Below are 16710 nucleotides of genomic sequence, written 5' to 3'. Positions count from 1 at the left end.
CGGTAAAGGAAGGATAGAGGATGTCCATGTACCAGATGTTTCCATTGCTGGCGATCAGCCTGATTGTATATGCCGTCTTGGCGCTGACCGGCGCTGCGGGCCCAGTGTGGTACGAATCAACAATCCTCGAGCTGACCATGGTGTCTGGCGAGATCTGGACCGTCAACGCAGGCGATCTGTTCCTCCTGGTCAGCATGGGCCTCTTGTTTGTCGAGCTGTTGCGCTCCACCAAGACAGGTTCAGAATCGATCATGAACCATGCGCTTTCCGTGGTGGTTTTCGTGGTCTCGCTGCTGCTCTTCATCATCGTGAAGGGCTTCGGAAATTCCGTGTTTTTCCTGTTCATGTCGATGACGTTCCTCGACTTTATGGCAGGGTTCATCGTCACCACGGTCACGGCGCGCCGCGATCTGGCGGTGGGCGGCGGCCTTTCCGGTTAGCTGGCGTCACGCCTCGATTGAGGCGACTGATTTTCTAGAAATAAATGTCGAGCGCTTGCGGCCCGTTATGGGACAGCCGCAGCGATTGCCGGTAGCGCTTTGATGCAGCGCTCTCCACGGCTGGTTTAAGCGCCCGCCGCTCAAGGCGAGGCCCTGCAAAACACAGCGGCGTTGAGTGAATCGCCATGGCGCGCGAGAAATCGAAAGCCGGGATGGCGGCGGGGCTCACGCTCTGTCGCGTAAAAACCGGAAGGTTAAGGACTTCTTTCATACTTGCCTCGCATGCTTGCGATCACATACGCAAGGTGAATCGCAAGATCCGCGCCAGAGGCTCGTTAACACCTTGAGAAATTAGCCGGTTCCGGACCTTTCCACTTCAAATTTTATTTACGGCTTTGGGGCTAAGGTTGGTTGGTAAATGTGCGAGTGAGTTTGATGGCTGATAACGCCAAGGCGTTTTTTCATGCAAAGTCTGATGCTGGCAAGGCGCCTGAGGCGAATGAGCCTCATGCCCGGGCCGCGTTTTCCGTCGCCTCGGAGGGCGATGCCTCAGACCGCGGCCTTCAGACCATGTTCGAATTCGATCCCGCCGCGGACAGTCTGAAATGGTCTGACGAGGATGCGGCGGCGCGGATTTTTGGCGTCGAACGCGATCATGTGGCCGCGACCCGAAACGCGTTTTCCGCTTGCATCAAAGGCGATGAAGACGAAGCGCGCGCAGCCGCTTTTGCCGGCGACCGCCAGAGCTATTCCTGCGAATATCAATTAAAACGCGACGGCGTTGACGGCCATTGGGTGGAGGAACGCGGCGGCTGGATCGGCGCCGGCCAGAACCGCCGTCTCATCAGCGTCATTCGCTCCATCGAAAGCCGCAAGCGCCGGGATGAGCAATTGTCCTGGCTTGCGGTTAATGACGAACTCACAGGACATCTCAACCGCACGCATCTTAGAAAAACCCTCGATGCAAAAATCGCCGAGATGATTTCCGCCGGCCGCAACGGCGCCTATCTGATGGTCGGCATCGACGATATCGGCGCCGTCAACTCTGACTTCGGCTTTGAAGCCGCAGACAAGGTCATCGCCGAGGTCGGCCTTCGGCTCGCCAGCGTTCTCGGGCCCGATGACCGCATCGGCCGCGTCGCCGGCACCAAATTCGGCATCATCATCGCGGACACCGACGCAGACCACATGCGCCAGATCTGCGTGCGGCTGATGAACGTCGTGCGCGAAAGCGTCATCGAAACAAAAGGCGGCGCTGTCGCCGCTTCCGTGTGTCTCGGCGCTGTCAGCCTTCCCCAGCAAGCCGACACCTCAAACAACGCCATGACCCGCGCGGAAGCCGCTCTCGACGCCGCGAAGCGCATTGGCAAGTCGAGCTGGTCGGCCTTCACCGACAAGACTGACGTTGTCTCCATGCGCCGGCGCAACACGCATATGTCGGACGTCATCCTGACGGCGCTTAACGAGCGCCGCGTGCGTCTCGCCTTCCAGCCCATCGTCTCCGATCTCGACGAAACCCCGAAAAAATTCGAGTGCCTTATCCGCATGCGCGGCGATGACGGCCAGAACATCCCCGCGCCGGAATTCATTCCGGCGGCGGAGCGTCTCGGCCTTGTCCATCTCCTCGACCGCCGCGTCCTTGAACTGGCGCTGAACACGCTTTCAGTCATTCCGAACATCCATCTCAATGTGAACATCTCCATGGAGACGGTGAAAGATTTCGTCTGGGCGGAAGGCTATATAGCGCTCCTTCGCGCCCATCAGGATCTGGCGCGCCGCATCACCGTTGAACTCACTGAAACGCAAGTGATCGACTCCATCGATGCGTCGATCGAATTCGTTTCCGAGATCAAGCGTCTCGGCTGCTGCTTCGGTATTGACGACTTCGGCGCTGGCTACACGTCGTTCCGTAACCTCAAAGCGATGGACATCGACATCCTGAAGATCGACGGATCCTTTGTAACCGGCGTATCATCCTCGCGTGAGAACCAGCTTTTCGTCCGCACGCTCCTCGATCTCGCCCGCAATTTCGGCATGCAGACGGTCGCGGAATGGGTCGACAACGAAGCCGACGCGATGCTCCTCAAGGGACTCGGCGTCGATTTTCTGCAAGGGTTTTTGATCGGCAAACCGGAAACCAATCCGGACTGGCTGCCGGAAGGCGCGCCGAACGAGGCGCCGCAGCGCGCCGAACGACGCCAATCCTAAAACCGGTTTTTTAAGTCTCAGTCTTCGCTTTCAAGCTTGTCGAGCTTGCGCTGAAGCGCGGCGACCTGGCTTTTCAGCGCATTGATGTCGTCCGCATCTTCTTCCTTTTTGGGCGCCGGGGCGCCGCCGCGCTGCGGCGAATAGGAAGGGCCGAGCGGCGAGAACATTTTCATCGCCTGCTCGTAAAGCTCCATATTCTTGCGAACGCTTTCCTCGAACATCGCATAGCCGGGCGACCCGCCGAAGGCGTCGCGCATGCGGCCGCGCATTTCTTCCTGATTGCGAGAAAAGGCATCCATGCTCATTTCGAGATAGGACGGCACGAAGGTCTGCAAGCTGTCGCCATAGAATTTGATGAGCTGTCGCAAGAACTGGATCGGAAGCAAGTTCTGGCCTTTGCTTTCTTCCTCGAAGATGATCTGCGTTAAGACCGAGCGCGTAATATCTTCGCCGGACTTGGCGTCATAGACAACGAAGTCGTCGCCCTCCTTCACCATTTCCGCGAGAAAATCGAGCGTCACATAAGACGACGTCGCCGTATTGTAGAGGCGGCGGTTCGCGTATTTCTTGATGACAATGGGTTCGCCTTCGGCCCTGCCGCGGCCTTTTGTTTTTTCACTCATGGTCCTGCCCTCCCGGCCCTTTGCGGCGCCGCAGAAGTGTTGCGGCGCTGCGGCGCAATCATTTTGTGCGCTTGCTAATCCTGCTATAGCATGAAAACAGGCTTTGCCTATGCGAAACCCACAAGTTTTCGCTGCGGTAAGCCCTTGAGATTGTTTATCCTTCGCGTCTGAAGGGCGGGCTTGACGGCAAGCCCTCCGGTCTTCGGGCGCATAACATCGGGCGAGGAGGCTCCTATGACGAGGGCGGTTATTGTTTCGGCGGCGCGAACGGGCGTCGGGTCTTTCGGCGGGAGTCTGGCGGCCGTTCCGGCGGCGAAACTGGGTGAAACGGTAATCGCCGCCGCCCTGGAGCGGGCCGGACTGACGGGCGCCGATGTGGACGAGACGGTCATGGGGCACGTCCTCCAGGCGGGGCAGGGCCAGAACACCGCCCGTCAGGCCTCCATCGGCGCGGGCATCCCCAAAGAGAAGCCGGCCATGACCATCAATCAGGTCTGCGGTTCTGGCCTTCGCGCCGTCGCCATGGCGGCGCAGGCGGTTCGGCTGGGCGACGCGTCCGTGGTCGTCGCCGGCGGCCATGAAAACATGTCGCTGGCGCCCCATGCGGCGCATCTCAGAGACGGCCAGAAAATGGGGCCGAAAAGCTTTGCCGACACCATGATCACAGACGGTCTGTGGGACGTTTATAACGATTATCATATGGGCATGACGGCGGAGAACCTCGCCGAGAAATATCAAATCACCCGCGAGGAACAGGACGCTTTCGCCGTCGCCAGCCAGAACAAGGCCGAAGCCGCGAAGAAAGCCGGCAAATTCGAAGAGGAAATCACTCCGGTCACGATCAAGACCCGCAAGGGCGACATTGTCTTCGCCGACGACGAATATATTCGCGCGGGCGCGACGATCGAGGGCGTCGCCGGCCTCAAACCCGCCTTCAAGCGCGACGACGGCACGGTGACTGCGGCGAACGCCTCTGGGCTTAATGACGGCGCCGCAGCATTGATCGTCATGTCAGAAGCGAAGGCGAAAGAGCGCGGGCTCGAACCGCTCGCTGCAATCGCGTCCTGGGCCCATTGCGGCGTCGATCCGTCGATTATGGGCATCGGGCCTGCGCCGGCCTCGCGTCTCGCCCTTGAAAAAGCAGGCTGGTCCCTTGACGATGTCGATCTGATCGAAGCCAATGAAGCCTTCGCGGCGCAATCCCTCGCCGTCGGCAAAGAGCTCGGCTGGGACGCCTCGAAAGTGAACGTCAATGGCGGCGCCATCGCCATCGGCCATCCCATTGGCGCTTCAGGCGCGCGCATCCTGACGACGCTGCTTTATGAGCTCAAACGCTCAGGCAAGTCGAAAGGCCTCGCGACGCTATGCATCGGCGGCGGCATGGGCGTCGCCCTGTGCGTCGAGCGGTAGCCTAAAGGCGTAGGGTGGAAACAAAATTAGGGAGAACAAAAATATGGGCAGGAACGCAATTGTCACCGGCGGCACACGCGGCATTGGCCGCGCGATTTGCCTCGCCTTGAAGGAAAAGGGCTGCAATGTCGCCGCGACCTATGCGGGCAATGACGAGGCCGCAGCGAAATTCAAGGAAGAAACCGGCGTCAACGTCTTCAAATGGGATTGCGGCGATTATGAAGCGTGCAAAGCCGGCGTCGCCGAGATCGAAGCGGCGCAGGGGCCGACCGACATTCTCGTCAACAACGCCGGCATCACCCGCGACGGCATGTTCCACAAAATGACGCCGCAGCAATGGTCCGAGGTGATGCGCGCCGATCTCGACAGCGTCTTCAACATGTCGCACCAGGTGTTTCCCGGCATGCGCGAGCGCGGCTTTGGACGCATCGTCAACATTGCTTCCATCAATGGCCAGAAAGGCCAGATGGGCCAGACGAACTATTCCGCGGCGAAGGCGGGGATGATCGGCTTCACCCGCGCCCTCGCTCAGGAAGGCGCGTTCAAGGGCGTCACCGTCAATGCGGTCGCGCCCGGCTATATCGCCACCGACATGGTCGCGGCGATGCCGGAGGAGGCGCTGAAAAAAATCACCGCCCAGATTCCGGTGGGCCGACTTGGCGAGGCTGACGAAATCGGCGATTGCGTCGCTTTCCTCGCCGATGATCGGGCCGGTTTCATCACTGGCGCGGTCCTGACCGCCAATGGCGGCCAGTATATCGCCGCTTAGGGTCCAAGGCGTTGATTTCACAAAGAGGCTCCGGGGCGCAAGGCCGCTCGCGGGGCCCTTTTTTCACCAAAATCGCAGGCTACAGTGGGGTCATGAGAATCAAGGGCCCCCGAAGGGGCGGCATTCGGATGGCGCCTTTCGCCGCCGCGCCATTGCTGATGGTTGCGGCGCTTTCGCTTGCGCCGGTTTTTATCTCCGGGGCCGCTGCGCAATCGCCCGTCAAACTTGCTCAGCAGTCGGACAACCCTTTCTCCGCGCTTGTAGGCAAGCGCAGCGACCGCGTCAGCGAATACGGTCCCGCGCGGGCGGTGGAGCGCTATGTGCTCGCCAGCGACGACCGGATCTTTCTGTTTGAGGAGCGCGGCGCGACGGCGCGGGTGCGGTTTTTATGCTCGTCTCAGGATCCTCGCCTCGACTGCGTGCTCGATTCCGCGGGCCCCGCGCCGGAAATTCATTCCCTGAGCGCGACGCGGGGGCCCCGCGGCGACGTCATCTACAAGACCGACGAAGGCGAGACCTTGCTCCGGATCGCTGCTTATGGCGGAGCGACAGTCTTCTGGCCCGGCGAAGATCACGGCATCGCGGCGTCGAAATCCTTCGGCGACGACCATCCGCTCACGCTTGTTTTCGAAGATTACGAAACTGCGGCGCGGCGAGCGCAGGGCGCTTCGGCGCAGTTGAGCGCCATCATCGGCTCGCCGATCTTTTTCGACGTCAGCGCCGGGCGCCGCACGGTCGGCGACAACGCTGCGGTCCTTTCCGACGCAGTGCTGACGGCTGCCAAGGGGCTCGCCATGGTCGCCGACGATGCGACGGGCGCGCGCGTCATCGCCGGGCGCATCCGCCGCGTCGCCTTTCTTCCGGGCGCAGCGCCAGGGGTCGCGCTCGATGGCTCAGCCCTTGAAATCATTTATGTCCCGAATGGGGACATAACGGGCCGGCCGTCCTCGGCGAAAGTCGCTCGTTATCTCGAAGAAACCCTTTGAGGCGGCGGTTTTTCGGCGGGTTTCTTTATGAATTCCGCAGTTTTCGGTCTTAAAACAGCCGCAATGAAGGGGAAGACTGCGCCCATGACGCACGCAAAAGGCATATTCCGGATCCGGGCTCTCGCCGCCGCCGGCGCGCTTTTGTGCGCTGCGTCACCGGTCTTTGCGGCGCAGTCCCTCCGGGAAATGCGCGCGCAGGAATCCGATGAAGCCGCGCTGGAGCGCGAGGCCGCCTTTACCGAGCAGCTTTGCGGCATGAGCTTCGACGTGACGATCGATTGGCGCAGCTTTGCCGGCTGGCCGCAAGACGCCGATATCGCAAGAGCCTGCGATCGCGGTCTGTCGGAAATCGAAAAAAGCTGCCGCGCAGGAAACGCGCCCAGGATCACCCGGTTCGTCTGCACCGGCGACGGCTCCGGCGCCAATCACAGCGGCGGAACGTTCTCTTACGGCGCCAGCCACAATTGAAGCCGCGTTAACCCGCGCTGATTTTTTCCAGAATGCCGACCCGCACACCGTCGAATACATACTGCGTCGACAACGCCATTAAGAGCATGCCGAGAATACGCGTAATGGCGTTCATGCCGGTGCGGCCCAGCGCGTCGCCGATCCGGCTTGCAAAGGCCATCATCAACACCGCGATCATCAGCACAATGAGCATGGCGGTGATGGTGGCGGCCTTGTCGAGCGCTGTAACGCCGGGGCCCATCAGCAGCATGACCGTGGCGATGGCGCCGGGACCAGCGAGCATCGGCATGGCGAGGGGAAAGAACGCGATGTTGTCCCGGGCTGAGGCTTTCGGGCCGGGCGTTTTCGCCTGCGTTTCTGAATCCGGATCGAAGAACATCCGGAAGCCCATGATGAACAAAATGATCCCCATGGCCGCGCGGAAGGCTTCGAGCGTCACGCCCAGATGATGCAGCATGGCGTTCCCGGCGAAGCCGAACAGCAACAGAATGCCTACCGAATAAACCGCCGCCATGAAGGCGATCCTCAGCCTCTCGCGCGGGGCGTCGCTCTTCGTCAGCGAGGCGAAAATCGGCGTCACCAGGATGGGATCGATGACGATGAAAAGCGTCACGAAGGCGGCGATGAACGCGGGCAGGATGTCGGCCAGCATGGAAAGGCTCCTTTAACCGCCTTCTGCCCCCGCGCGCGAATGCGCGCAAGTGGAAAGACTGCGCGATTGCGCGCAAGCAGAAAGAGCGTGCGCGGTCTGGCGCAATAGGCTCGCAGCATAGACTTCAAAAGGGCGCTGGAACAAATCAATAAACCTGCTGTTAACCAGTCACCAGCTTGCAGCGCGGGCGTTTAATTCACCGCTGCTTTGACAGATTTTATTTTTTTGCCGCTTGAAAAAGGGGGCGCCGTTATGACGCACGCCAGATCCAGACTTTTATTCAAAACCGCCGCCGTCAGCCTGTTGGCGCTGAGCGCCGCCTGCGCATCAAATGACCGCCAGTATTATTCCGACTACAGGGCGGGCCAAGACAGCTATTACGACACCGTCTACGATAACAATTATTACAGCAGAACGTCGTATACAGATCGCACGGATTACAAGCCTGGCGACCATGGAATCGACGCCGCCCGCGACGCCCATCGCCGCTATGGCGAGCGCCGCGCCGAACAGCTCGATGGCAATTGCGAGCAGTCAGTTACGATTTACCGCGGCGAAACGCTTTCCGATATCGCCGAATATTGCGACGTCCCTGTTGAGGCGATCATTCGCGCTAATCATCAGATACGCAACCCGCGCAGCGTTTCCGCCGGCGAAACTCTATACATCCCCGCCGTGAAGGGTGAAGTTTACGAAGGCGCTGCTTATCGCACGCGCACAGCGAGCGATGACCGCTACTATAATTATGCCTATCGCGATGATTTCAGCGGCGATTACGCAGAGGCGAATTGGATCGAAAAATACGAGGACCGCGACATTTACCGGATTCGCCATGGCGATACGCTCGCCGAAATCGCATGGCGTTTCGATGTGCCGCTTTACACGCTTTACCGTTTGAACCCGAGCGTCGAACCGCGCCGCCTTGAGGTCGGGCAGCTGATTTATCTGCCAGACTATGCGCGCACCTCGCCGCGTGACCGGGAGCGCCGGGACTATGTCTATTATCAGGACGCGCCCCCGCTGATCTCAATTTCTCCGGCGCGCGGGCCCCGGGACGGGAAAATCCGCGTCATTGGCGACAATTTCCGCCAAGGCGAGAAAGTGACGGTGTTTTTCGGCGATGACCGGAACAACCTCACCAAACTGAAAATCGTTGAAACCGACGGTGACGGACGCATCAACGAGATCGTCAATCTGCCGGACACTTACGACCGGGAGCAGGCATATTTCGCGCTTCGCAATGACAAATATGAAGACTACATCATGAGCGAAGCCTATGCGATTGAGGCGCGTCAAAACCGGAACATCGCTTCCAATGCTCCTCTTGATACAAGCGCGCCTGTTTATAACGGCGCGAGAATGCAGGCGGTGCAGGACAGCGTTTACTGGGGCGACCGGATCGAACTTCGCGCCGAAGGATTTCCGCCCGACACGCCGATCTCAATCTATGGCGGCCCGAACCGCAATGAACTTGAAAAAGTTTCAGAAATTCGCACGGGCCCGCGCGGACGGTTCACCGCTGATGTGGAGCCCCCTGAAAGCGGACTTGGCGGCCATGTGATTTTCGTCGCCGCTATTGAAGACGGTCCGCGGACCATCCTTTCGGAGCAGGTGAGGGTGCTTGATCCCGAGGCGCGTTATCAGGGCGCATCCCTTTCCAGCAGCGAAGGTTATGACGGCTATATTGACGGCCGTTACGAGACCAGCGCGCTGACGCCAAACCGCCTTGAACGCGGCAAGGATTCGAAAATCTGGTCGTCCGACAATAATGGCGGAATTTTTAGCCGCTTCCGCCGCCGCAACGCCAACTACGAAACGGGCGTGACGCCGAACGCTGTCGGTGGAATCGACGCTGCGGGATCGTCCGCAATCGTCGGCATCCTGACCGATGAAGGCGAAAACTGTCCGGCGATGCGCGACGACTCGGGCAATCTCTTTACTCTGCTCGGTGATCTCGAAGGGTTCGATGACGGCGACCGGGTTCTGGTGCGCGGCTCCGTTCAGGCAGACGATCGCATCTGCGGCCAGGCGGAAACGGTGCAGGTTTACGATGTGGAATCGGCGCCCTGGTAGGAAAGAAATTTATTCACGCAGCCTCTCAAATCCCCTCCCCTCGACAGGCGCTGCGTTGAGTGAGGCGGCTCGCAAGAGCCGCCTCTTTTTTCCTTTTAGAACGGCAGGAAGCCCAATACCGCGATCCAGGCCGCAAGGGCGACGCCCGCGGCGCCGGTCAGGAGAAGGCCGAGCGTCACGCCGATGGGCAGCGGCTGCGTCATGCGCGCTTTGAAGGCGAGCCAGAGCAGGAGCAACCCGAGCGGTCCCGCGGCGAGGCCCGCCATGGCCGCAAGTTTCGTCCAGCCGGGAAGGCCGACAAAGAGGAAGAGCGGGTTTTCCTGCGCCGCCATGGCGGCGCCGGCGGCGATCCCGCCAATCGCGCCCGCGCCGGCCAGCGACGTCAGCCACGCGACGAGGCGGGCGCCGCCCGTGGGCAGTGCGCCGGAGCGGTTGATGACCCGCGCCACCGGCGCAAAGGTGTAGATGAGCGCGCCGAAGAAGAAGATCAGCGCAGCAAGGCCGATCCACAGCGCGGGAAGCGCAATGGATTTTTTGTCCGCGGCGAAGTTTGCGGCGAGTCTCGTAAGCCCGCTCGTTTCAAACATCGGCCCGGCAAATTCCGGCCGCTCCATGCTTTCGGGGCAGGAAAGATCGAGCTCGCCTTCGGGATTGTCATAGAACTTGTTCAGAAAATCCCCGGCGCATTTGACGGACCGCGTGGGTCCGTGTCCGGCATAGGGAAACTCCACATAGGTGCCGTTGGAAAAACCGGGCAAAATGACCTGCGCCAGCGGCGGCGGCGTGATCGGGTCCATCTGGCCCTCAACGATGAGCGTGCGAATGTTCGTTTCTACGGGGAGATAATCTTCTGCGGGCCGAGCATTGGCGCCGTATCGGCGGCATATTTGCTCCTGCTGATCGGCGAGCGAGGGGTCCCCGAAAATCATGGAAAGGACGGGATAGTCGACACCGTCTTCTTCAAACGCTTTTTTAATCATCGGCGCCCAGCCGTCATTGCAGGAAATGGCGTTGTACATTCCCTGGCTGATGCTGAAATCGCCGCCCGGCCCGCCAGCTGTCAGAAGACGAAGCGCGTCGTAATTTTCCTCCTCGACGATGTTCGTCAGCGCCGCGATAAAGGCCGGCAGCGACGGGTAGTTTTTCTGTTCGTAGAAGAGCGAGAACGGCGCCGCTCCAAAAAGGTCGTGGAAGATATAGGCTTTCCCGCTCGGATAAAGCTCCTTGTCGATGGCGTCGATTTCGATCGGGCCGGCAGCCGCTTTGCGAATCGCTGCTTTGTAATTTTCAACGAGATTCGGGAAATCCTTCGCGCAGGCGCCGTCTTCCTGGCAGGCGGCTTCCAGCAAGTTGAGATCGCGGTCGTAATAGCGCGCAATGTGGTGGAACGTGACGTCCTGTTGTAAGGGGACGATGGCGTCGATCACCGCGGCGCGGATGCCTTCGGGATCTTGCTTGAGATAGGCTTGTCCCAGGATTGAGCCATAGGAAATGCCCCAGACGTTCCATTGATCGAAGCCGAGCGCCTGGCGCAGGGCGTGGACGTCGCGGGCGTTCTCGATGGTGTTGTAGCCCGACAGATCGACGCGCGCGGCCTTCGCCTTGGCGAAACAGGCGTCCATGGCGTCGAGCCCGGCCTGCTGATAAGTCGCCCAGTCTGGCGAATTCGCCGCCGACGGATCGAAGAGAGCGTAATCCTGACAGAAATCCGCGGACCAGCCGATGCCGCGCTGTTCTAGGATATAAAGATCACGCGCATCGCGGATGCCGTGATCTTTGAACCTGTCGACATAGCCTGCGGCCTGCGCGCCGGGGCCGCCAGTGAGATAGACGATCGGGTCTTCGCGCTTCGTCCACTCGCCTTTTTCTTCCGTATCCCAATCATCGGGCTGGCGCGCATGAAGCTTCACCACATGAAGCTCGATCATGCGGGAGCGCGCTTTCTCGCGGTTTTCGGGAACTTCCAGAAGGCTGCAGGAGATTTCGCCGCCCTTGTAATCGATCTTGCCTTTGAAGGGGCAGACGATGGTGCGCAGGCGGAAGGTGTCGCGCGCAAAAATATCGGGCGCAGGCGCCATTGCTTCCGCCGCTTCCTCGGTAACGTCGGGTGCGTTTTCCGCCGGCTCTGCGTCCTGCTGCGCCAGCGCAGCCGATGAAAGAAAAATGGAAGACAGGAAAGCTGCGCGCCCGGCGCGCCAGAATGCCGTCATGAGTAAACCCCGCTTAGCCCCGCGCGGGAGACTATCAAAAGGCGGGCCAAGCGCAAATGTTGTGCGCTTTTTCCCGTTATGCGGGAAAGTGTGCAAAGCAAAAAAGGCGGCCCGTGTGGACCGCCTTTTTCTTACGCAACTGAACTTTTTGAGCGGATTTCTTAGAAATCCATGCCGCCCATTCCGCCCATGCCGCCGGGCATGGCCGGAGCGCCAGAGTCTTTCTTCGGCGCTTCGGCGATCATGGCTTCCGTCGTGATCAGGAGGCCGGCGACAGAGGCCGCATCCTGAAGCGCGGTTCGGACGACTTTCGCCGGATCGACAATGCCGGCCGCGATCAGATCGACATATTCGTCGGTCTGGGCGTTGAAGCCGAACTTGAAGTTGTCCTGCTCCATCAGCTTGCCGACTACGATGGAGCCTTCGCCGCCAGCATTCTTGACGATCTGACGGATCGGGGCCTGAACCGCACGGCGCACGATATTGACGCCGGCGTTCTGGTCGGCGTTTTCGCCCTTGACGCCGTCAAGCGCTTTCGACGCATAAAGAAGCGCAGTGCCGCCGCCCGGCACGATGCCTTCTTCGACGGCCGCGCGGGTTGCGTTGAGCGCGTCATCGACCCGGTCCTTGCGCTCTTTCACTTCGATTTCCGTCGCACCGCCGACTTTGATGACCGCAACGCCGCCGGCGAGTTTCGCCAGACGTTCTTGCAGTTTTTCGCGGTCATAGTCGGAGGTCGTGTCGTCGATCTGCTTGCGGATCTGCGACGTGCGGGCTTCGATGTCCGACTTTTCGCCGGCGCCGTCGACGATCGTCGTGTCGTCCTTGTTGATCGAGACTTTCTTGGCGCGGCCGAGCATGTCGAGCGTGACATTCTCAAGCTTGATGCCGAGGTCTTCGGAGATGACCTGGCCGCCGGTGAGGATCGCGATGTCTTCGAGCATCGCCTTGCGGCGGTCGCCGAAACCAGGCGCTTTCACTGCAGCAATTTTTAGGCCGCCGCGCAGCTTGTTGACCACGAGGGTCGCGAGGGCTTCGCCTTCAACGTCTTCCGCAATGATAAGGAGCGGACGGCCCGACTGCACGACCGCTTCGAGGAGCGGCAGCATGGACTGAAGGTTCGCCAGCTTCTTCTCATGGAGAAGGATGTACGGATCTTCGAGCTCCGCGACCATTTTGTCGGCGTTGGTGATGAAGTAGGGAGACAGGTAGCCGCGGTCGAACTGCATGCCTTCGACGACTTCCAGTTCGGTTTCGAGGGATTTGGCTTCCTCGACGGTGATGACGCCTTCATTGCCGACTTTTTCCATCGCTTTCGCGATCATTTCGCCGATTTCTTTTTCGCCATTGGCGGAAATCGTGCCGACCTGGGCGATTTCGGACGAGGAGGCGATTTTGGTCGCGCGGGCTTTGATTTCCTCGACGACTTTAGCGACGGCGAGATCGACGCCGCGCTTCAGATCCATCGGGTTCATGCCGGCGGCGACGGCTTTCGCGCCTTCTTTGACGATGGCCTGGGCGAGAACGGTTGCGGTGGTCGTGCCGTCGCCGGCTTCGTCATTGGTTTTCGACGCGACTTCGCGCACCATCTGGGCGCCCATGTTTTCGAACTTGTCTTCAAGCTCGATCTCTTTCGCGACGGTGACGCCGTCTTTCGTCGTGCGCGGGGCGCCGAACGATTTTTCGATGACGACGTTGCGGCCTTTCGGGCCGAGCGTCACTTTCACCGCATTGGCGAGGATGTCGACGCCGCGCAGCATTTTCTCGCGCGCATCGACGTCGAATTTGACTTCCTTAGCAGCCATTGATGCTTCTCCTTAAAACTCTTTTTTTGATGGGGTTAGCCGATGATCCCGAGGATGTCTGACTCCTTCATGATGAGGAGCTCCTCGCCGTCGATCTTCACTTCCGATCCGGACCATTTGCCGAACAGGATTTTGTCGCCCTTCTTGACGTCGAGCGGGATGAGTTCGTTATCGTCGCCGCGCGCGCCATTGCCGACCGCGACAACTTCGCCCTGCTGGGGCTTTTCCTTGGCGGTGTCGGGAATAATGATGCCGCCCGCGGTTTTCTGGTCTTCTTCGATGCGGCGGACCAGCACGCGGTCATGGAGAGGCCGAAAAGCCATGTGATAGGTCTCCCTAAGCTGTGTCTTTCAATAAAAACAACAGGTTAATCTGGAAAACAGGCGGCGGAGCGCCTGTTGGCACTCACCCCCGGTGAGTGCTAGCGGCGATTTAGGAGCCCCAGGGAAACCCGTCAAGGGGCTGCGCACGCAAGGACGGCCGCGGGATGGCGAGAAATGTCTCGCGAATGTGAGCAACTTTCTAGCCAATTACCTGTTTTTAATGGCGCCACGCCTCCAATCGGCCCATATTCCGGCCGATCTTTTCAAGGCGTGCGGGAGGCGAGGGGCCGCCCGGACGAACCGGTCATTGCAACGCTGAAAGGAGCAACAGCAATGCGCAAAGCACTTATTCTCGCGTCGGTCGCAGTTCTTGCGGTCGGCTGCACCACCAACCCGTATACAGGCGAAAAGCGCGCCAGCCGGACGGTGACGTCGGGCGCCGCGGGAGCCGGCGCTGGCGCGGCTGCAGGCGCGATTGTCGGCGCAATAGCAGGCGACGCCAAAAAAGGCGCGATCATCGGCGCTGGCGTCGGCGCGGCCACGGGCGTCGGCATCGGCGTCTATCAGGACCGCCAGCAGGCGAAACTGCGCGAACGTCTCGCTAATTCAGGCGTTTCGGTCACCCGCAACGGCGACAACATCATCCTCAACATGCCCTCCGACATCACTTTTGCGGTGAACCAGTCGGACATCACGCCGGGCTTTTACGAAACTCTCAACTCCGTCGCGCTGGTCTTGAAAGAGTATAACAAGACCTCCATCAGTGTTTACGGCCATGCGGATTCGACGGGCTCTGACTCTTACAATCAGGCCTTGTCGGAGCGCCGCGCGCTTTCCGTCTCCAACTATCTTGCTGCGCAAGGCGTCGCCCCGGCGCGCCTTAAAGCTGTCGGTTTCGGTGAGAGCAATCCGATCGCGGACAACTCGACCGAATATGGCCGCGCAGCCAATCGCCGGGTCGAAATCGTCATCGATCCCATCGAGAGCCAGTTCAACAGTTAACCGTCCTTTAACGGCGGCAAACGCAACCCCGCGACAGCGCCCCTGTCGCGGGGTTTTTTCATGTTTGGTTCCCGTGTACGCGCCTGTCTCCCGCGAAACTTAAGCGCTTTTTTAGAGAGTTTTCCTAAAAACGCTCCGGTCTGCCGCAACCGGGGAGAGGTGGCGAAGTGGAACGGGAAATACGGGGCGCCGGGATGAATCTACGCCAGAAGAGTTCGCGCTATTGCGCCGCTGTCTTGTTCGCCGCCGGAGCGGCGGGCGCCTTTCTGTTGGTGGCGGCGTTCCGGGCTGATTTCAAACCCGATCTGGAGATTTGGCTGGCTGCCGCGCTTGTGGTGACGCTGATCCTTCATGCGCGCGCGGGTTTCGCGCTGAGCCGCGCGCAGCAGGAAATCGAACTCTTGAAAAATCTCGTCGATCGGTTCCGGCCGTCGCCTGCGAAAACGCCGCCGTCGCTTCAATTCGAACCCGTATCCGACGCCGCCGCCGAAGACGCACACGCTCTTGAACTTGTAAAAGACGCCATCGAAAACGATCGCATCGATCTTTACCTTCAGCCTATCGTCAGTCTGCCCCAGCGCAAAATACGCTGCTTTGAGGCGTTCTCGCGCCTGCGCCGCGAAGACGGCGGCGTCATCAAGCCGGGGGACTATATCGAAGCGGCCGAGCGCGCCAACCGCATTGGCGTCATCGACAACATGATCTTGTTGCGTGCGGTTCAGGCGCTGCGCCAGCTCGGGCCCAAAAGCGCGCAATACCGTATTTTTTGCAATATCTCGCCGGCGACCATTTTCGACGTCGACTTCTTCACGCGCTTCACGGATTATCTCGACGCCAATGAAGATCTCGCCCAGCGGCTTGTGTTCGAGTTCACCTATCCTGCGGTCGAAATGATGCACGACCGGGTGAAGAAAAACCTCCGCCTCGTCGCCGATCGCGGATTTTCCTTTTCCGTGGATCACATCCGCCGCTTCGACCTGAACTGGACAGCGTTGCGCGAACAGAATTTCCGTTATGTGAAGGCGTCCGGCGCCCTGCTCTTGAGCGAAAGCTGCAAGGGCGATGTGGGCCAGGCCCGCATCCGCGCTTTCAAGAAAGCGCTGATCGAGAATGAAATCGACTTGATCGTCGAGAAAGTCGAATATGAAGAGCAGATGCCGGAAATCCTGAAGCTCGGCATCGATTACGGTCAGGGAGCCCTCTTCGGCCCGCCCCGCATCGCAAGCGATTATCTGCAACAGGACAAGCCCGCCACAGTGACGGAGCTTGCCGCCGCTTCCTGAGGAACGGGAGGCTCGAAATGCCCTATGAAACAACATGGAGCGAGCGCGGCGTCCATTGGCGCTATTACGGCGATGTGACGGCGGCGGAGACGCGGCGCGCCGACGCAGAGTTTTACGGCGATCCCCGCGCCGATCAGGCCATCTACCAGCTCATCGATCTGCGCGAGGTGACGCGCCTCGACTTTCCCCCGCATGACCAGGAGCTGACGGCCGCCATTGACGGCGCCGCCAGCATCTCGACGCCTGCCGTCCGGGTCGCGTTCATCGTGCCGGACGGCCGTTTCGACGCGGCGCTCAAAATCTATCTCGATCTCATCAACCGCACCACATGGTCGGCGCAGACATTCATAGACCCTGAGGCCGCGCAAGACTGGTGCCGTCGCAAGGGCGAAGATCCCTTTACCGAAATGCGGCGGCGTCTATCCCTTGGCGGGCGTAACGGATGAAGGAAGCCTGAC

16 protein-coding genes are annotated in these 16710 nt (G+C 60.1%); 10 read left to right on the top strand and 6 right to left on the bottom strand.

What is annotated here, in order from left to right; genetic code table 11:
* Positions 1-20 precede the first annotated feature (20 nt).
* On the top strand, positions 21-440 hold the full coding sequence (locus ACQY5P_RS11805) for a hypothetical protein (RefSeq protein WP_428407068.1): 420 nt from the start codon (positions 21-23) through the stop codon (positions 438-440).
* A 34-nt stretch (positions 441-474) separates the two neighbouring features.
* On the opposite strand, the gene ACQY5P_RS11800 is transcribed toward ACQY5P_RS11805, so the two are convergent.
* Positions 475-711, bottom strand: coding sequence for a hypothetical protein (locus tag ACQY5P_RS11800; protein ID WP_428407067.1), 237 nt, complete (start codon positions 709-711; stop codon positions 475-477).
* A gap of 164 nt (positions 712-875) precedes the next feature.
* On the opposite strand from ACQY5P_RS11800, the gene ACQY5P_RS11795 reads away from it, so the two are divergent.
* Positions 876-2648: an EAL domain-containing protein gene (locus ACQY5P_RS11795; RefSeq protein WP_428407066.1), complete on the top strand. Its 1773-nt coding sequence runs from the start codon at positions 876-878 to the stop codon at positions 2646-2648.
* Positions 2649-2665: 17 nt separating this feature from the next.
* Here ACQY5P_RS11795 and phaR read toward each other — a convergent pair whose 3' ends face one another.
* Positions 2666-3271, bottom strand: a complete 606-nt coding sequence (gene phaR, locus ACQY5P_RS11790; protein ID WP_428407065.1) for a polyhydroxyalkanoate synthesis repressor PhaR — start codon at positions 3269-3271, stop codon at positions 2666-2668.
* A 234-nt stretch (positions 3272-3505) separates the two neighbouring features.
* Here phaR and ACQY5P_RS11785 point away from each other — a divergent pair, with 234 nt between their 5' ends.
* From ACQY5P_RS11785 to ACQY5P_RS11770, 4 genes are all read left to right on the top strand, one after another.
* The gene (locus ACQY5P_RS11785) at positions 3506-4681 is read left to right on the top strand and encodes an acetyl-CoA C-acetyltransferase (RefSeq protein WP_428407064.1); all 1176 of its coding nucleotides are present in this window, start codon (positions 3506-3508) and stop codon (positions 4679-4681) included.
* A gap of 43 nt (positions 4682-4724) precedes the next feature.
* A complete protein-coding gene (gene phbB, locus ACQY5P_RS11780) occupies positions 4725-5450 on the top strand; it encodes an acetoacetyl-CoA reductase (protein ID WP_428407063.1) in 726 nt (241 codons plus the stop codon).
* Positions 5451-5578: 128 nt separating this feature from the next.
* Positions 5579-6436, top strand: coding sequence for a DUF4908 domain-containing protein (locus ACQY5P_RS11775; RefSeq protein ID WP_428407062.1), 858 nt, complete (start codon positions 5579-5581; stop codon positions 6434-6436).
* An 84-nt stretch (positions 6437-6520) separates the two neighbouring features.
* Positions 6521-6904: a hypothetical protein gene (locus ACQY5P_RS11770; protein ID WP_428407061.1), complete on the top strand. Its 384-nt coding sequence runs from the start codon at positions 6521-6523 to the stop codon at positions 6902-6904.
* Positions 6905-6911: 7 nt separating this feature from the next.
* Here ACQY5P_RS11770 and ACQY5P_RS11765 read toward each other — a convergent pair whose 3' ends face one another.
* Positions 6912-7556, bottom strand: coding sequence for a MarC family protein (locus tag ACQY5P_RS11765; protein WP_428407060.1), 645 nt, complete (start codon positions 7554-7556; stop codon positions 6912-6914).
* 252 nt (positions 7557-7808) lie between these two features.
* Between ACQY5P_RS11765 and ACQY5P_RS11760 the strand changes: the two genes are divergently transcribed.
* Positions 7809-9629 carry a LysM peptidoglycan-binding domain-containing protein gene (locus ACQY5P_RS11760; RefSeq protein WP_428407059.1) on the top strand — a complete coding sequence of 607 codons (1821 nt, stop codon included), beginning with the start codon at positions 7809-7811 and terminating at the stop codon, positions 9627-9629.
* 95 nt (positions 9630-9724) lie between these two features.
* On the opposite strand, the gene ACQY5P_RS11755 is transcribed toward ACQY5P_RS11760, so the two are convergent.
* From ACQY5P_RS11755 to groES, 3 genes are all read right to left on the bottom strand, one after another.
* Positions 9725-11839: an alpha/beta fold hydrolase gene (locus ACQY5P_RS11755; RefSeq protein ID WP_428407058.1), complete on the bottom strand. Its 2115-nt coding sequence runs from the start codon at positions 11837-11839 to the stop codon at positions 9725-9727.
* Between the two features lie 161 nt (positions 11840-12000).
* Positions 12001-13644 carry a chaperonin GroEL gene (gene groL / locus ACQY5P_RS11750; RefSeq protein ID WP_428407057.1) on the bottom strand — a complete coding sequence of 548 codons (1644 nt, stop codon included), beginning with the start codon at positions 13642-13644 and terminating at the stop codon, positions 12001-12003.
* Positions 13645-13679: 35 nt separating this feature from the next.
* On the bottom strand, positions 13680-13967 hold the full coding sequence (gene groES / locus ACQY5P_RS11745; protein ID WP_428407056.1) for a co-chaperone GroES: 288 nt from the start codon (positions 13965-13967) through the stop codon (positions 13680-13682).
* 333 nt (positions 13968-14300) lie between these two features.
* On the opposite strand from groES, the gene ACQY5P_RS11740 reads away from it, so the two are divergent.
* The 3 genes from ACQY5P_RS11740 to ACQY5P_RS11730 all read left to right on the top strand — a co-directional run bounded on the left by ACQY5P_RS11740 (position 14301) and on the right by ACQY5P_RS11730 (position 16698).
* Positions 14301-14969, top strand: a complete 669-nt coding sequence (locus ACQY5P_RS11740) for an OmpA family protein (protein ID WP_428407055.1) — start codon at positions 14301-14303, stop codon at positions 14967-14969.
* Between the two features lie 194 nt (positions 14970-15163).
* Positions 15164-16252: an EAL domain-containing protein gene (locus ACQY5P_RS11735; protein WP_428407054.1), complete on the top strand. Its 1089-nt coding sequence runs from the start codon at positions 15164-15166 to the stop codon at positions 16250-16252.
* A 17-nt stretch (positions 16253-16269) separates the two neighbouring features.
* Positions 16270-16698 (top strand): hypothetical protein, encoded by a 429-nt coding sequence (locus tag ACQY5P_RS11730; protein WP_428407053.1) that lies wholly within the window; start codon positions 16270-16272, stop codon positions 16696-16698.
* The last annotated feature ends 12 nt before the right edge of the window (positions 16699-16710 follow it).

Source organism: Hyphococcus sp. (genome assembly GCF_965267305.1).
GTDB lineage: Bacteria > Pseudomonadota > Alphaproteobacteria > Caulobacterales > Parvularculaceae > Hyphococcus.
The sequence above is the reverse complement of the archived record's forward strand: the minus strand, read 5'-3'. Positions and strand labels throughout refer to the sequence as shown.

Bases quoted from the DNA above. Each gene is read 5' to 3' on its own strand.
- ACQY5P_RS11805 (WP_428407068.1), top strand. From the start codon at position 21: ATGTCCATGTACCAGATGTTTCCATTGCTGGCGATCAGCCTGATTGTA.
- ACQY5P_RS11800 (WP_428407067.1), bottom strand. From the start codon at position 711: ATGAAAGAAGTCCTTAACCTTCCGGTTTTTACGCGACAGAGCGTGAGC.
- ACQY5P_RS11795 (WP_428407066.1), top strand. From the start codon at position 876: ATGGCTGATAACGCCAAGGCGTTTTTTCATGCAAAGTCTGATGCTGGC.
- phaR (WP_428407065.1), bottom strand. From the start codon at position 3,271: ATGAGTGAAAAAACAAAAGGCCGCGGCAGGGCCGAAGGCGAACCCATT.
- ACQY5P_RS11785 (WP_428407064.1), top strand. From the start codon at position 3,506: ATGACGAGGGCGGTTATTGTTTCGGCGGCGCGAACGGGCGTCGGGTCT.
- phbB (WP_428407063.1), top strand. From the start codon at position 4,725: ATGGGCAGGAACGCAATTGTCACCGGCGGCACACGCGGCATTGGCCGC.
- ACQY5P_RS11775 (WP_428407062.1), top strand. From the start codon at position 5,579: ATGGCGCCTTTCGCCGCCGCGCCATTGCTGATGGTTGCGGCGCTTTCG.
- ACQY5P_RS11770 (WP_428407061.1), top strand. From the start codon at position 6,521: ATGACGCACGCAAAAGGCATATTCCGGATCCGGGCTCTCGCCGCCGCC.
- ACQY5P_RS11765 (WP_428407060.1), bottom strand. From the start codon at position 7,556: ATGCTGGCCGACATCCTGCCCGCGTTCATCGCCGCCTTCGTGACGCTT.
- ACQY5P_RS11760 (WP_428407059.1), top strand. From the start codon at position 7,809: ATGACGCACGCCAGATCCAGACTTTTATTCAAAACCGCCGCCGTCAGC.
- ACQY5P_RS11755 (WP_428407058.1), bottom strand. From the start codon at position 11,839: ATGACGGCATTCTGGCGCGCCGGGCGCGCAGCTTTCCTGTCTTCCATT.
- groL (WP_428407057.1), bottom strand. From the start codon at position 13,644: ATGGCTGCTAAGGAAGTCAAATTCGACGTCGATGCGCGCGAGAAAATG.
- groES (WP_428407056.1), bottom strand. From the start codon at position 13,967: ATGGCTTTTCGGCCTCTCCATGACCGCGTGCTGGTCCGCCGCATCGAA.
- ACQY5P_RS11740 (WP_428407055.1), top strand. From the start codon at position 14,301: ATGCGCAAAGCACTTATTCTCGCGTCGGTCGCAGTTCTTGCGGTCGGC.
- ACQY5P_RS11735 (WP_428407054.1), top strand. From the start codon at position 15,164: ATGAATCTACGCCAGAAGAGTTCGCGCTATTGCGCCGCTGTCTTGTTC.
- ACQY5P_RS11730 (WP_428407053.1), top strand. From the start codon at position 16,270: ATGCCCTATGAAACAACATGGAGCGAGCGCGGCGTCCATTGGCGCTAT.